Here is a 17,669-nt window from a genome sequence, read left to right on the forward strand (position 1 = left end):
TCCTCCCTAATATTTGTCTAATATGCTTTTATATCTATCAAAATAAGAATATGCTCTTAATGTTTCGGTTATACTTATACCAATATAAATTAATACAATAAGTTGTATTGAAAAATATATTTCTTTTGAAAGCTCTGGAATCAATAATGAACAATACAAGGGCACTGCTAAAATCAATGTCACTGTAATTGAACCAAACCAGCAAATTCTTCTTGCTTTTTTATTTAAATATCGCTCAGTTTCTTCACCAGGGTTAATACCTACAAAGTAATTTCCATTTTTTAAAAATTCTTTAGATTTCCTTTTAGTATTAATCAAAAATCTAGATAGTAAGTATCCAAAAATGATTTGTATTACAATATATACTGTAATACCTACAGGATTATCAAAACCAAAAATTGCTACATTCATTTCCTTATTCAGAAGTAAGTTTCCAATTAAGTTAATAGCACTATTTAACAATAGAAACAAAGATAAACTTATCATTATAGACATACTTCCTGCTGGATTTAATTTCCAGGCAAGATATGAATGTGAATTTTGTGTAGCCATGTTCATTATATCTTTATAATGAATCCGATACTCTGATAATTCTATATAGAGAAGTATTAGCATCGCTATAATTAATAAACCAATCACAATAAATAATGTTGTTGTTATATTTATATTAGATAATTGTTGATGAAATAACGATTTTATTAAACTCATTAATACAATTGGCATTGGTCCACCAATTCCATAAGTAGTATTTTGATCAGCCAACCAGACCAAAAATAATGTCCCTGTTAGTAAAACTAATACAAGTAACAGAATATTTGTGCTCTGTATTATATTATTCTGAACATAGGTATGGATAACATAATATGCTTGTATCGTTGCTATGAGTATTGTTAATAGTCTTTCCTTTATTTGCTTTTCAGAACGAGTCTGCTTAACAATATTATCTACATTTCTATAGTTGAATAACATGATAATAATCATTGCTGTTAACCATGGGCCTAACCCCAATGAAAATACATTCAATGAGTTTAAATCTCCACCGACGTTTGAAATAGCTAATTTAAAAAAACTGTCATGGTTAAATTTAATTGATTCATTACCAATTATAGAAATATTACTTCCTAGTATGTATATGACAAGAATGAGTATTGTAAAAATAATTCTTTTATGCAAAACTTTGAATTCTTTATTTCTTAACATTTTTTCACCTAAAATTCTTAAATTTTAATATGAGTGCAAAGAGGCTAAAAACATAGTTGATTTACTATCACGTAAACTCAATATTATGTCTTAGCCTCTTTGTTTTACTTCATATTATTATAGATTAAAATCTATTGTTATTTTTTATCTTCTTTGTTTTTACGTGATCTCTTCATTAAACCTAATCCAGCAAGTAATGAAAGAACAGCTCCCATTAATACATTTGTATTATTAGCGTCATTGCTATTACCGGTTTCAGGAAGTTCTTTGTTCTCATCACTATTATCTTTATGATTTGATTGTTGCACTACATTAGATGAGTTTGTACTTTCTCCAGTTGATGCACTATTAGAAGTTGCATTCGAAGTGACATTTGATGCACTTACTGACGCTGAGTCAGATGTACTTGTTGACGCTGAGTCGCTTGCGCTTACTGATGTTGAATCAGATGCGCTCATTGAGTTCGAATCAGACACGCTTGTTGACGTTGAATCGCTCGCACTTACTGATGTTGAGTCAGACACGCTTGTGCTTAGTGATGCACTATCTGATGCACTTACTGACGCTGAATCGCTTGCACTTGTTGATGCTGAATCTGATGTACTTGTTGACGCTGAATCTGATGCGCTTGTGCTTAGTGACGCACTATCTGATGCGCTTACTGACGCTGAGTCAGATGCACTTGTTGACGCTGAGTCGCTTGCGCTTACTGATGTTGAGTCAGATGCACTTACTGACGCTGAGTCGCTTGCGCTTGTGCTTAGTGACGCACTATCTGATGCGCTTGTTGACGCTGAGTCAGATGCACTTGTTGACGTTGAATCGCTCGCACTTACTGATGTTGAGTCAGATGCACTTACTGACGCTGAGTCAGATGTACTTGTTGACGCTGAGTCGCTCGCACTTACTGATGCTGAGTCAGATGCACTTGTTGACGCTGAGTCGCTCGCACTTACTGATGTTGAATCAGATGCGCTCATTGAGTTCGAATCAGACACGCTTGTGCTTAGTGACGCACTATCTGATGCACTTACTGACGCTGAGTCGCTTGCGCTTACTGACGCTGAATCTGATGCGCTTGTTGACGCTGAGTCGCTTGCGCTTACTGATGCTGAATCTGATGCGCTTGTTGATGCTGAGTCAGATGCACTTGTTGATGCTGAATCTGATGCGCTTGTGCTTAGTGACGCACTATCTGATGCGCTTACTGACGCTGAGTCAGATGCACTTGTTGACGCTGAGTCGCTCGCACTTACTGATGTTGAATCAGATGCGCTCATTGAGTTCGAATCAGACACGCTTGTGCTTAGTGACGCACTATCTGATGCGCTTACTGACGCTGAGTCAGATGCACTTGTTGATGCTGAATCTGATGTACTTGTTGATGCTGAATCTGATGCGCTTGTTGACGTTGAATCGCTCGCACTTACTGACGCTGAATCGCTTGCGCTTACTGATGTTGAGTCAGATGCACTTACTGATGTTGAGTCAGATGCACTTGTTGACGTTGAATCGCTCGCACTTACTGACGCTGAATCGCTTGCGCTTACTGATGTTGAGTCAGATGCACTTACTGATGTTGAGTCAGATGCACTTACTGATGTTGAGTCAGATGCACTTACTGATGTTGAGTCAGATGCACTTGTTGACGCTGAGTCGCTCGCACTTACTGATGTTGAATCAGATGCGCTCATTGAGTTCGAATCAGACACGCTTGTGCTTAGTGACGCACTATCTGATGCACTTACTGACGCTGAATCTGATGCGCTTGTTGACGCTGAGTCGCTTGCGCTTACTGATGCTGAATCTGATGCGCTTGTTGATGCTGAGTCAGATGCACTTGTTGATGCTGAATCTGATGCGCTTGTGCTTAGTGACGCACTATCTGATGCGCTTACTGACGCTGAGTCAGATGTACTTGTTGACGCTGAGTCGCTCGCACTTACTGATGCTGAGTCAGATGCGCTTGTTGACGTTGAATCGCTCGCACTTACTGACGCTGAATCGCTTGCGCTTACTGATGTTGAGTCAGATGCACTTACTGATGTTGAGTCAGATGCACTTGTTGACGCTGAGTCGCTCGCACTTACTGATGTTGAATCAGATGCGCTCATTGAGTTCGAATCAGACACGCTTGTGCTTAGTGACGCACTATCTGATGCACTTACTGACGCTGAGTCGCTTGCGCTTACTGACGCTGAATCTGATGCGCTTGTTGACGCTGAGTCGCTTGCGCTTACTGATGCTGAATCTGATGCGCTTGTTGATGCTGAGTCAGATGCACTTGTTGATGCTGAATCTGATGCGCTTGTGCTTAGTGACGCACTATCTGATGCGCTTACTGATGTTGAGTCAGATGCGCTCATTGAGTTCGAATCAGACACGCTTGTGCTTAGTGACGCACTATCTGATGCACTTACTGACGCTGAGTCGCTTGCGCTTACTGACGCTGAATCTGATGCGCTTGTTGACGCTGAGTCGCTTGCGCTTACTGACGCTGAGTCAGATGTACTTGTTGACGCTGAGTCGCTCGCACTTACTGATGCTGAGTCAGATGCACTTGTTGACGCTGAGTCGCTCGCACTTACTGATGTTGAATCAGATGCGCTCATTGAGTTCGAATCAGACACGCTTGTGCTTAGTGACGCACTATCTGATGCTGAGTCAGATGCACTTGTTGATGCTGAATCTGATGCGCTCATTGAGTTCGAATCAGACACGCTTGTGCTTAGTGACGCACTATCTGATGCGCTTACTGACGCTGAGTCAGATGCACTTGTTGATGCTGAATCTGATGTACTTGTTGATGCTGAATCTGATGCGCTTGTTGATGCTGAATCTGATGCGCTTGTTGACGTTGAATCGCTCGCACTTACTGATGCTGAGTCAGATGCACTTGTTGACGCTGAGTCGCTCGCACTTACTGATGTTGAATCAGATGCGCTCATTGAGTTCGAATCAGACACGCTTGTGCTTAGTGACGCACTATCTGATGCTGAGTCAGATGCACTTGTTGATGCTGAATCTGATGCGCTTGTTGACATTGAATCGCTCGCACTTACTGATGCTGAGTCAGATGCACTTGTTGACGTTGAATCGCTCGCACTTACTGACGCTGAATCGCTTGCGCTTACTGATGTTGAGTCAGATGCACTTACTGATGTTGAGTCAGATGCACTTGTTGACGCTGAGTCGCTCGCACTTACTGATGTTGAATCAGATGCGCTCATTGAGTTCGAATCAGACACGCTTGTGCTTAGTGACGCACTATCTGATGCACTTACTGACGCTGAGTCGCTTGCGCTTACTGACGCTGAATCTGATGCGCTTGTTGACGCTGAGTCGCTTGCGCTTACTGATGCTGAATCTGATGCGCTTGTTGATGCTGAGTCAGATGCACTTGTTGATGCTGAATCTGATGCGCTTGTGCTTAGTGACGCACTATCTGATGCGCTTACTGATGTTGAGTCAGATGCGCTCATTGAGTTCGAATCAGACACGCTTGTGCTTAGTGACGCACTATCTGATGCACTTACTGACGCTGAGTCGCTTGCGCTTACTGACGCTGAATCTGATGCGCTTGTTGACGCTGAGTCGCTTGCGCTTACTGATGCTGAATCTGATGCGCTTGTTGATGCTGAGTCAGATGCACTTGTTGATGCTGAATCTGATGCGCTTGTGCTTAGTGACGCACTATCTGATGCGCTTACTGATGTTGAGTCAGATGCGCTCATTGAGTTCGAATCAGACACGCTTGTGCTTAGTGACGCACTATCTGATGCACTTACTGACGCTGAGTCGCTTGCGCTTACTGACGCTGAATCTGATGCGCTTGTTGACGCTGAGTCGCTTGCGCTTACTGACGCTGAGTCAGATGTACTTGTTGACGCTGAGTCGCTCGCACTTACTGATGCTGAGTCAGATGCACTTGTTGACGCTGAGTCGCTCGCACTTACTGATGTTGAATCAGATGCGCTCATTGAGTTCGAATCAGACACGCTTGTGCTTAGTGACGCACTATCTGATGCTGAGTCAGATGCACTTGTTGATGCTGAATCTGATGCGCTCATTGAGTTCGAATCAGACACGCTTGTGCTTAGTGACGCACTATCTGATGCGCTTACTGACGCTGAGTCAGATGCACTTGTTGATGCTGAATCTGATGTACTTGTTGATGCTGAATCTGATGCGCTTGTTGATGCTGAATCTGATGCGCTTGTTGACGTTGAATCGCTCGCACTTACTGATGCTGAGTCAGATGCACTTGTTGACGCTGAGTCGCTCGCACTTACTGATGTTGAATCAGATGCGCTCATTGAGTTCGAATCAGACACGCTTGTGCTTAGTGACGCACTATCTGATGCTGAGTCAGATGCACTTGTTGATGCTGAATCTGATGCGCTTGTTGACATTGAATCGCTCGCACTTACTGATGCTGAGTCAGATGCACTTGTTGACGTTGAATCGCTCGCACTTACTGACGCTGAATCGCTTGCGCTTACTGATGTTGAGTCAGATGCACTTACTGATGTTGAGTCAGATGCACTTGTTGACGCTGAGTCGCTCGCACTATCTGATGCTGAGTCAGATGCACTTGTTGACGCTGAGTCGCTTGCGCTTACTGACGCTGAGTCAGATGTACTTGTTGACGCTGAGTCGCTCGCACTTACTGATGCTGAGTCAGATGCACTTGTTGACGCTGAGTCGCTCGCACTTACTGATGTTGAATCAGATGCGCTCATTGAGTTCGAATCAGACACGCTTGTGCTTAGTGACGCACTATCTGATGCTGAGTCAGATGCACTTGTTGATGCTGAATCTGATGCGCTCATTGAGTTCGAATCAGACACGCTTGTGCTTAGTGACGCACTATCTGATGCACTTACTGACGCTGAGTCGCTTGCGCTTACTGACGCTGAATCTGATGCGCTTGTTGACGCTGAGTCGCTCGCACTTACTGATGTTGAATCAGATGCGCTCATTGAGTTCGAATCAGACACGCTTGTGCTTAGTGACGCACTATCTGATGCACTTACTGACGCTGAGTCGCTTGCGCTTACTGACGCTGAATCTGATGCGCTTGTTGACGCTGAGTCGCTTGCGCTTACTGATGCTGAATCTGATGCGCTTGTTGATGCTGAGTCAGATGCACTTGTTGATGCTGAATCTGATGCGCTTGTGCTTAGTGACGCACTATCTGATGCGCTTACTGATGTTGAGTCAGATGCGCTCATTGAGTTCGAATCAGACACGCTTGTGCTTAGTGACGCACTATCTGATGCGCTTACTGATGTTGAGTCAGATGCGCTCATTGAGTTCGAATCAGACACGCTTGTGCTTAGTGACGCACTATCTGATGCACTTACTGACGCTGAGTCGCTTGCGCTTACTGACGCTGAGTCAGATGTACTTGTTGACGCTGAGTCGCTCGCACTTACTGATGCTGAGTCAGATGCACTTGTTGACGTTGAATCGCTCGCACTTACTGATGTTGAGTCAGATGCACTTACTGACGCTGAGTCAGATGTACTTGTTGACGCTGAGTCGCTCGCACTTACTGATGCTGAGTCAGATGCACTTGTTGACGCTGAGTCGCTCGCACTTACTGATGTTGAATCAGATGCGCTCATTGAGTTCGAATCAGACACGCTTGTGCTTAGTGACGCACTATCTGATGCACTTACTGACGCTGAGTCGCTTGCGCTTACTGACGCTGAATCTGATGCGCTTGTTGACGCTGAGTCGCTTGCGCTTACTGATGCTGAATCTGATGCGCTTGTTGATGCTGAGTCAGATGCACTTGTTGATGCTGAATCTGATGCGCTTGTGCTTAGTGACGCACTATCTGATGCGCTTACTGATGTTGAGTCAGATGCGCTCATTGAGTTCGAATCAGACACGCTTGTGCTTAGTGACGCACTATCTGATGCACTTACTGACGCTGAGTCGCTTGCGCTTACTGACGCTGAATCTGATGCGCTTGTTGACGCTGAGTCGCTTGCGCTTACTGACGCTGAGTCAGATGTACTTGTTGACGCTGAGTCGCTCGCACTTACTGATGCTGAGTCAGATGCACTTGTTGACGCTGAGTCGCTCGCACTTACTGATGTTGAATCAGATGCGCTCATTGAGTTCGAATCAGACACGCTTGTGCTTAGTGACGCACTATCTGATGCGCTTACTGACGCTGAGTCAGATGCACTTGTTGATGCTGAATCTGATGTACTTGTTGATGCTGAATCTGATGCGCTTGTTGACGTTGAATCGCTCGCACTTACTGACGCTGAATCGCTTGCGCTTACTGATGTTGAGTCAGATGCACTTACTGATGTTGAGTCAGATGCACTTGTTGACGTTGAATCGCTCGCACTTACTGACGCTGAATCGCTTGCGCTTACTGATGTTGAGTCAGATGCACTTACTGATGTTGAGTCAGATGCACTTACTGATGTTGAGTCAGATGCACTTACTGATGTTGAGTCAGATGCACTTGTTGACGCTGAGTCGCTCGCACTTACTGATGTTGAATCAGATGCGCTCATTGAGTTCGAATCAGACACGCTTGTGCTTAGTGACGCACTATCTGATGCACTTACTGACGCTGAATCTGATGCGCTTGTTGACGCTGAGTCGCTTGCGCTTACTGATGCTGAATCTGATGCGCTTGTTGATGCTGAGTCAGATGCACTTGTTGATGCTGAATCTGATGCGCTTGTGCTTAGTGACGCACTATCTGATGCGCTTACTGACGCTGAGTCAGATGTACTTGTTGACGCTGAGTCGCTCGCACTTACTGATGCTGAGTCAGATGCGCTTGTTGACGTTGAATCGCTCGCACTTACTGACGCTGAATCGCTTGCGCTTACTGATGTTGAGTCAGATGCACTTACTGATGTTGAGTCAGATGCACTTGTTGACGCTGAGTCGCTCGCACTTACTGATGTTGAATCAGATGCGCTCATTGAGTTCGAATCAGACACGCTTGTGCTTAGTGACGCACTATCTGATGCACTTACTGACGCTGAGTCGCTTGCGCTTACTGACGCTGAATCTGATGCGCTTGTTGACGCTGAGTCGCTTGCGCTTACTGACGCTGAGTCAGATGTACTTGTTGACGCTGAGTCGCTCGCACTTACTGATGCTGAGTCAGATGCACTTGTTGACGCTGAGTCGCTCGCACTTACTGATGTTGAATCAGATGCGCTCATTGAGTTCGAATCAGACACGCTTGTGCTTAGTGACGCACTATCTGATGCTGAGTCAGATGCACTTGTTGATGCTGAATCTGATGCGCTCATTGAGTTCGAATCAGACACGCTTGTGCTTAGTGACGCACTATCTGATGCGCTTACTGACGCTGAGTCAGATGCACTTGTTGATGCTGAATCTGATGTACTTGTTGATGCTGAATCTGATGCGCTTGTTGACGTTGAATCGCTCGCACTTACTGATGCTGAGTCAGATGCACTTGTTGACGTTGAATCGCTCGCACTTACTGATGTTGAGTCAGATGCACTTACTGACGCTGAGTCGCTCGCACTTACTGATGTTGAATCAGATGCGCTCATTGAGTTCGAATCAGACACGCTTGTGCTTAGTGACGCACTATCTGATGCTGAGTCAGATGCACTTGTTGATGCTGAATCTGATGTACTTGTTGATGCTGAATCTGATGCGCTTGTTGACGTTGAATCGCTCGCACTTACTGATGTTGAATCAGATGCACTTGTTGACGCTGAGTCAGATGCACTTGTTGATGCTGAATCTGATGTACTTGTTGATGCTGAATCTGATGCGCTTGTTGACGTTGAATCGCTCGCACTTACTGACGCTGAATCGCTTGCGCTTACTGATGTTGAGTCAGATGCGCTCATTGAGTTCGAATCAGACACGCTTGTTGACGTTGAATCGCTCGCACTTACTGATGTTGAGTCAGACACGCTTGTGCTTAGTGATGCACTATCTGATGCACTTACTGACGTTGAATCGCTCGCACTTACTGATGTTGAGTCAGATGCACTTACTGACGCTGAGTCAGATGTACTTGTTGACGCTGAGTCGCTCGCACTTACTGATGCTGAGTCAGATGTACTTGTTGACGCTGAGTCGCTCGCACTTACTGATGTTGAATCAGATGCGCTCATTGAGTTCGAATCAGACACGCTTGTGCTTAGTGACGCACTATCTGATGCACTTACTGACGCTGAGTCAGATGTACTTGTTGACGCTGAGTCGCTCGCACTTACTGATGTTGAATCAGATGCGCTCATTGAGTTCGAATCAGACACGCTTGTGCTTAGTGACGCACTATCTGATGCACTTACTGACGCTGAGTCGCTTGCGCTTACTGACGCTGAATCTGATGCGCTTGTTGACGCTGAGTCGCTCGCGCTTACTGACGCTGAATCTGATGCACTTGTTGACGCTGAGTCTGATGCACTTACTGATGTTGAATCTGATGCGCTTGTTGACGCTGAGTCTGATGCACTTACTGATGTTGAATCGCTCGCGCTTACTGATGTTGAATCAGATGCACTTACTGATGTTGAATCAGATGCGCTTTGTGAGTTCGCAGTACTTGTTGACGCACTTTGTGAGTTCGCAGTACTTGTTGACGCACTTTGTGAGTTCGCAGTACTTGTTGACGCACTTTGTGAGTTCGCAGTACTTGTTGACGCGCTTTGTGAGTTCGCAGTACTTGTTGACGCACTTTGTGAGTTCGCAGTACTTGTTGACGCACTTTGTGAGTTCGCAGTACTTGTTGACGCGCTTTGTGAGTTCGCAGTACTTGTTGACGCGCTTTGTGAGTTCGCAGTACTTGTTGACGCACTTTGTGAGTTCGCAGTACTTGTTGACGCACTTTGTGAGTTCGCAGTACTTGTTGACGCACTTTGTGAGTTCGCAGTACTTGTTGACGCGCTTTGTGAGTTCGCAGTACTTGTTGACGCGCTTTGTGAGTTTGCAGTACTTGTTGACGCACTAGTTGGATCTGTTACAGTCACTTTTTGACCATTAAAGAAGTTTGTCCCACCTGTCACAGATGTAGAGTATGGGTTAAATGTAAAAGAAGTGTCTCCACTAGAATTGATAGGAACTGTCCAAGTTGTGGTTAAACCATATCCTTGTTTAGCTTGGGATCCATTCATTTGGTAGCCGTTTGCCCAAGTATATCCACTACCCTGTTTGTTTATATTAGTTGTGTTTGCTCTTGGATTACTAACTTGAGCACCTGTTGAATCGGTAATATAACTTGTCGCTGTTGAAGGTGTTCCATATGCACTGCCTAGTGTAAACATCGGTTGATAAGTTGTTCCTGTGTTGTATATTGCATAACTATTAGACAATGCTGTAGGTTTTTCAACCGTCGTAGTAGCAGGATTATCATAAGTAACTGTATACGTAAAAGTCATAGACGTTCCATTATTAACAGTTGTTAATTTATAATAAATTGGAATGTTATAATTTGTATCAGTCCCTGCACCTGTATAAGTATTTGTTGTTGAAGTTGCTGCTGCTGCTGCGAATGTAGTTACAGCCATCCTACTAAATGTACGTAATGGAGTTGTCGAAGTACTCGTTGAATTATCGCTACTTTGAACTATAGATGATCCTAATTCTGTACTTGCAGTACTGTCTTTACTTTCTGTACTTGCAGTACTGTCTTTACTTTCTGTACTTGCAGTACTGTCTTTACTTTCTGTACTTGCAGTACTGTCTTTACTTTCTGTACTTGCAGCACTGTCTTTACTTTCTGTACTTGCAGTACTGTCTTTACTTTCTGTACTTGCAGTACTGTCTTTACTTTCTGTACTTGCAGTACTGTCTTTACTTTCTGTACTTGCAGTACTGTCTTTACTTTCTGTACTTGCAGTACTGTCTTTACTTTCTGTACTTGCAGCACTGTCTTTACTTTCTGTACTTGCAGCACTGTCTTTACTTTCTGTACTTGCAGCACTGTCTTTACTTTCTGTACTTGCAGCACTGTCTTTACTTTCTGTACTTGCAGCACTGTCTTTACTTTCTGTACTTGCAGCACTGTCTTTACTTTCTGTACTTGCAGCACTGTCTTTACTTTCTGTACTTGCAGCACTGTCTTTACTTTCTGTACTTGCAGTACTGTCTTTACTTTCTGTACTTGCAGTACTGTCTTTACTTTCTGTACTTGCAGTACTGTCTTTACTTTCTGTACTTGCAGTACTGTCTTTACTTTCTGTACTTGCAGTACTGTCTTTACTTTCTGTACTTGCAGTACTGTCTTTACTTTCTGTACTTGCAGTACTGTCTTTACTTTCTGTACTTGCAGTACTGTCTTTACTTTCTGTACTTGCAGTACTGTCTTTACTTTCTGTAGTAGATGTTTGATCACCTACGGTAGTACTATTAGAACTTATTTCAGAAGTTACAGGTGTTTCCGATGCAGCAAATACTTCGTGGTTATTTAACATGTTGAAAGTAAATGCTCCACCTACTAAAGCTGATGTTTTCAACGCATTTTTTTTGAATTTTGATTTTTGAGAATTCAATTCTTCACCAATAGACACTTTTTGACCTGCAAAAGGTAAACCCATCACTCTCATTAGTTGTATTTCTCTAATTCCAGCTTTAACCCAATTCTTTCCAGATTTGTATAGTCGCACTCTCGCTTTTTCTTCTGCAAAACTCTCATTTAATTTTTGGTTTTTATTCGACATATTTTCCTCCATTACTTGAAATTTACTTGCAGTATAATGATTTATTATCTGAATTTTTTGTTTTTAATACTTGTATGATTTTAACATCAAAAACATGGTAGTACAATTGGTTCTGTTGCAAAGTTAAAATTATATGCACATCTATACAAAACTATAAAAGCAAATATTGTTTTAACAGTAAAGAGTTTTGTTAGTATTAATTTTTTTTCGTTTTTCAGTATAAATATTACATGATTTTTAACTTTGCAACAGAACCAAAAAGTCTATATTGAGTATGACAAAGTAAAAGCAGATGCGTGGGATAGACGTAATATGCGTGTTGAATTTAATCCAAATAAACTTACACATGAAGAAATGCTTTGGTTAAAACAAAATATTATCGACTACATGGAAGATGACGGTTTTACAAGATTAGATTTAGCCTTTGATTTTGAAGATGATTTGAGCGATTACTATGCAATGACTGATAAAGCAGTTAAGAAAACTATTTTTTATGGTCGTAATGGCAAGCCAGAAACAAAATATTTTGGCGTTCGGGATAGTGATAGATTTATTAGAATTTATAATAAAAAACAAGAACGTAAAGATAATGCAGATGTTGAAGTTATGTCTGAACATCTATGGCGTGTAGAAGTTGAATTAAAAAGAGATATGGTTGATTACTGGAATGATTGTTTTAATGATTTACATATTTTAAAACCTGCGTGGACTACTTTAGCAAAAATTAATGAGCAAGCTATGGTTTATACTTTGTTGCATGAAGAAAGTATGTGGGGAAAGCTAAGTAAGAATACTAAGACTAAATTTAAAAAATTGATTAGAGAAATATCTCCAATTGATTTAACGGAATTAATGAAATCGACTTTAAAAGCGAACGAAAAACAATTGCAAAAGCAGATTGATTTTTGGCAGCATGATTTTAGTTTTTGGAAATAGTTAAATTATTTTAGTTCTATATTATGATAGTATTTATTTTTAGAAGAAAATATTTAAAAAGGGGATTTTTAGATGAATGCAAAAAAGATTTTCATATTAGTAGTGATTTCCTTTTTATTACTTGGTTTAACTGCTTGTGGTAACTCTGGAGAAACGTCAAAAAAGGAAACTTCGAATAAAAAAAATGAACTACCTACAATACCTAAAAAGGTGTTTTCATCTGACGAAAATAATAAAAAAATTAGTAAAAAAGAAATTAGAAGTAGTATCTCAGAATATTTAGATACATATCATGCGTTATTCAAGAATATAGAACATTTAAGTAGTAAAGATAAATTGAATAAGAGCGAGTTAAAAAAATTAAACGATCTAACTGAAATGAATAATAAGAACGATAATAATTTTTCTAACTATGTAAAAAATAATGATTTACCAAAGGGATATAAAGATGGTTCTCTTAAAACTAAGGATTATGTAACATCTTCTAATCAATATCTAAAAAAATTAAATAATCAAGTTCAAAAAATAAATAAAAATTCTGATTCAGATAATCTATCAACAAAAGATATAGCTAAAATAGATAGAATTAATAAACAATATAAAAAAGAAGTAAATGGTAAGAAGCAAAAAGAAGTAGAAAAATTCTTAAGAGATAAGAATATTAAAACTAAGGCGTTTAAATAAATTATTTTTAGAATTTATGAATATATAGCAACCACCATTTTTGGTTGCTGGGGTTTTCGGTTTTGAACTTATGGACTGACTTGTTCAGTCCATTTTTTGCGTAAGCAAAAACATGCCTCGCAGAGCACACGATTTAACGACTTATAAAATAAGTCTAGTGTGTTTATACTTAATAGAAATAAAGTCCTTAAAAACATAATGAGTGGAGGGAATTTAATATGTCTTATTCCATAATTCGAGTTGCTAAAGTCAAAGGAAAAACAAATACAACAGGTATTCAAAAACATGTACAAAGAGAAAATAAAAACTATGAAAATTTAGATATAGATTTAGAAAAATCATATTTAAATTATGATTTAGTTAATGATGAGCCGATTGAATTTAATTCGATGATTGATGAAAAAATTGAAGAAAATTATACAGGCAATAGAAAAATACGAAGTGATGCAGTTAAACATGTTGATGGCATTATTACGTCAGATAATGAATTTTTTGATTTTAAGTCACAAGAACAAATACAGGCCTTTTTTGAAGATTCAAAGCAATTTCTAGAAGATGAGTACGGAAAAGATAATTTACTCTATGCAACCGTTCATATGGACGAGAAAACCCCACATATGCATTATGGTGTTGTGCCAATTACAGATGATGGTCGTTTAAGTGCTAAAGATGTTGTTGGGAATAAAAAAGCTTTAACGGAATTTCAAGATAGATTTAATCAATACTTGAATGATAAAGGGCATAATTTAGAGCGTGGAGAATCCAAACATAAAACAGAGCGTAAGCATAAGCAGGTTGAAAGATATAAGAGTGAAACGCAATATCATGAGAAAGAGAAAAATAAAGCTAGAAGATTAGCTACGCATGCTGAAAAACAAGTATCTGATAAGAACAAATTGCTAAGACATTATGACGAAGAATTGCAACCGATGAAAAAACAATATGACGAGATGAAAAATGAAGTTGATGATTGGGAGAAAGTTAAAATACCGAAATTGAAACAGAAAGTGAAAGAATTAAATAATCAAAATGCTCAAGAGTCTCGAAAAATAGATGATTTAAAACAGAAACAAGATGACCTTATAAGCACATTTGAGAAGATAGATAGTGATATCGAGAAATATAAAGAGCAAAGAGAGCATGAGAAGGCACTGAGAGACCAAATAAGAGCTGATAAAGAAAAAGAAGAAGAACAATACCAAAATTTAGTGAAAGTCCTAAATGAGCCTATAAATGACGAATATGAGCATGAATATAAAAAGCCGAGTATATTTTCAAAAGAGAAAGAGCCAACAGGTAAGGTAATTATTTCTGAAGATGATTATAAAATACTTAAACAACGATCAGCGTTAGCTGCTCGTTTAGAACCAACATTCACAGAATTAAACTCAGGAAAAGAACGTAAGCAAGATAAAGAGCATATTAGTCGTTTACAGGATGAAAATTCAAAACTTAAGAAACAAAATAAAAAAGTAGCAAATGAACGTGATGAAGTGATAAGAGAGCATAAATCAGATATAAGTCTTGTGAAAAGTGGATGTAAAATAATCAAACAAGCAGTTGGGGAAGATGTTTATCATAAAGGGATTAATATGATTGATAATAAAGTTAAAAGTAATTTTAAAGATAAATACAGAGAAATGGTTATTGTTGATGACAATGATAAACGTATGTTCCAACGAAAAGATAACGAAGTGAAACGTATGCAATTTGAGAATAGTAAGATGCGTAGTAAAGGCAAAGGTAAAGGTTTTGATTTGGATAGATAAAAATAAGGCTTTTAACAGAAATAATTAATCCGTTAAAAGCCTTATTAACGCTTATAAAAGAAATCATTGATTGATGATTTCTGAAGGAGAAGCCGTCACTTCTCATTGCTATATTAATATTATAACAGGTATTTAAAATTTAAATAGTTCTTGTGATAAAGTTTGTTAAAAAAGGAGGTATTAATTTGATATTTATATATATAATATTTTCGGCTATTTTACTTTATTACGCTTTAAAATATGGAATTAGAAATGGTTTGGTTGACCTTGAAGCGAATAAAGACGGCTTAGTTTACTATAAAAAAAGCGCTAGTTTACTTGAAGAGATAGGAAATATTTATAGTAGAGTTTCTACATCTAAATCTAAAGAAGCGAAAGCTATCTATAATGAGGCTTTTGACATATTGCTTTCTGAAAAAAAACCGAAAATTATATTTAAAGAATTAACTGAGAAGAAAGAAGAAATTTTTAAATTAAGTATAGATGATTAACTAGCTTTAAATGACGCATTTATGCCGAGAAAATTTATTGAAGTTGAGAAGAACCCTTAACTAAACTTGCAGACGAATGTCGGCATAGCGTGAGCTATTAAGCCGACCATTCGACAAGTTTTGGGATTGTTAAGGGTTCCGAGGCTCAACGTCAATAAAGCAATTGGAATAAAGCAACAAAATTTAAGTTCCCGTACCGACAGATTTTAAGTTCCTTGATGTAACTTGCTTTATAGATAATTTTAATTTTGATTATGTAATAAGTTTTGGTACTAAAAAAGACCTGATCTAATTAGACCAAGTCTTTTGATAGTGTTATATTAATATCAAAATAAAAAGAAGTCGCTCACTCCCTCGCCAAAGTTTGTGATAGCGACTTACCTTAAAGAAAAACAGTTGATGTTTTTGTTCTTAATTTGTATATCTAGATATTAAACGGTTCTGTTGCAAAGTTAAAATTATATGCACATCTATACAAAACTATAAAAGCAAATATTGTTTTAACAGTAAAGAGTTTTGTTAGTATTAATTTTTTTTCGTTTTTCAGTATAAATATTACATGATTTTTAACTTTGCAACAGAACCCCAATTTGTCTATGGGCACTACATAAAAAGAACTCATAATTAAACAAAGTTTAACTATTATAGTCACGAAAAAAAGAGTTGGTGTTTTAAATTTCGAATTTGATAAAGCGATAACTTCAGATGAATTTTATGTAATATTTTTGTAATAATTTTGTAATAATTGATGAATTTTCGTGATATCTTTGTAATAATGATAGATGAATTATAAATAATTAGGAGGGTTTTTTATGAAGAAATTTTCTAAAATTGTTCTAGCTAGTGGTATTGTTTTGGGTTTCTCTGTAACGCCCGAACTATTTAATGCAACGGAAGCACAGGCGCAAGAGTCTATTGAACCTTATTATAATTATGACGGTTATACTGCGTATCAAAGTGGATTTATATTAGACAAAAATTTCAAAGAGTCATTGAAATACGATAATTTTACTATCAACGGCTATCAAATATCAAAGAATCCAACCGGTGACAATCGAATAAATTTATACGATCAAACACTTTATGGTGTATCTGAGAATAAAGCTAATGGTGTTTTCTTCTCTCTCGATGGAAAATCTATTAATAAAAATACTTTAACTCAAAATTATGGCCAACCAAATTCTTACTCTCCTACTTCAGCATGGGGTGAAGTATATAAGTACAAAATTGGTAATAAAGATGTGAGATTTTATATTTATAATGGCTATGTGAATAAATGTCAAATTATGAGTGAATAAGATATTTTAGGTATAAAACGTGAGGTAAGTTGCAAGTTCTCTTACTTCACGTTTTTTTATTTAAAGTGAATAAAAACAAATGCATAGTCTAATCAAAGATTCGCATTAAAGTCATAATAATCGTTAACAAACAAGCAAGTAATATAACTAACTTCCCTTTTTCCGTCTTTTCGTTCCCTTTTCTATATTCTCTCATCGCAAATAACTAAGAAAGAATAACTAAAATCCCTAAAATAATACTTATAATTTTCACGATTTAAATCACTACTTTTAAAAAAACTTTATCACAAGAACTATTTAAATTTTAAATACTCTTATTGCAATTTTAAGATACTTTTTAGAGCATTTAGAAATATTTATAGAATAATAAAAAAGTTAAAAAGTAATAGGATTAATAGGATTTGGGTAAAAAAATCAATCCTATTTATAGGATTGACGTCGACTGAAGCCTATGAAATCAACAAAAATAATAGTATTAAGACAATTTAAAGTGGTCTTGTAACAATTGTAAATAGTATGCAATATTAGAGGTTATAGTATCGATCAATTCTTATTTAATATTAACTATAAGTATTGTTATATCAGCGTTTATGATAATTT

General features: G+C 38.7%; 6 protein-coding genes and 3 pseudogenes. 5 read left to right on the plus strand and 4 right to left on the minus strand.

What is annotated here, in order from left to right; genetic code table 11:
- Positions 1-6 precede the first annotated feature (6 nt).
- From secY2 to QQM35_RS11410, 4 genes and pseudogenes are all read right to left on the minus strand, one after another.
- Positions 7-1,200, minus strand: a complete 1,194-nt coding sequence (secY2, locus tag QQM35_RS02465) for an accessory Sec system protein translocase subunit SecY2 (protein WP_012818143.1) — start codon at positions 1,198-1,200, stop codon at positions 7-9.
- Positions 1,201-1,337: 137 nt separating this feature from the next.
- Entirely contained in the window at positions 1,338-8,768 is a 7,431-nt protein-coding gene (locus tag QQM35_RS11405; protein WP_425356338.1) for an LPXTG cell wall anchor domain-containing protein, read from the minus strand.
- Between the two features lie 2,042 nt (positions 8,769-10,810).
- A complete protein-coding gene (locus QQM35_RS02475; protein WP_012818124.1) occupies positions 10,811-11,566 on the minus strand; it encodes a hypothetical protein in 756 nt (251 codons plus the stop codon).
- A gap of 196 nt (positions 11,567-11,762) precedes the next feature.
- Positions 11,763-11,903 (minus strand): annotated as a pseudogene (locus QQM35_RS11410) (KxYKxGKxW signal peptide domain-containing protein); the annotation flags it as partial.
- Positions 11,904-12,146: 243 nt separating this feature from the next.
- Between QQM35_RS11410 and QQM35_RS02480 the strand changes: the two are divergent.
- The 5 genes and pseudogenes from QQM35_RS02480 to isaB form a co-directional block, all read left to right on the plus strand.
- A pseudogene (locus QQM35_RS02480) lies at positions 12,147-12,827 on the plus strand (replication initiation factor domain-containing protein); the annotation flags it as partial.
- A gap of 72 nt (positions 12,828-12,899) precedes the next feature.
- Positions 12,900-13,511 carry an NDxxF motif lipoprotein gene (locus QQM35_RS02485; RefSeq protein ID WP_342610467.1) on the plus strand — a complete coding sequence of 204 codons (612 nt, stop codon included), beginning with the start codon at positions 12,900-12,902 and terminating at the stop codon, positions 13,509-13,511.
- Between the two features lie 218 nt (positions 13,512-13,729).
- Positions 13,730-14,449, plus strand: a pseudogene (gene mobV / locus QQM35_RS11415) (MobV family relaxase); the annotation flags it as partial.
- A gap of 1,016 nt (positions 14,450-15,465) precedes the next feature.
- A complete protein-coding gene (locus QQM35_RS02495; RefSeq protein ID WP_103301686.1) occupies positions 15,466-15,771 on the plus strand; it encodes a hypothetical protein in 306 nt (101 codons plus the stop codon).
- 812 nt (positions 15,772-16,583) lie between these two features.
- Entirely contained in the window at positions 16,584-17,069 is a 486-nt protein-coding gene (gene isaB / locus QQM35_RS02500; RefSeq protein ID WP_340129205.1) for an immunodominant staphylococcal antigen IsaB family protein, read from the plus strand.
- Positions 17,070-17,669: the final 600 nt, after the last annotated feature.

This window comes from Staphylococcus hsinchuensis, from assembly GCF_038789205.1.
In the GTDB taxonomy this organism is placed as follows: Bacteria; Bacillota; Bacilli; order Staphylococcales; family Staphylococcaceae; genus Staphylococcus; species Staphylococcus hsinchuensis.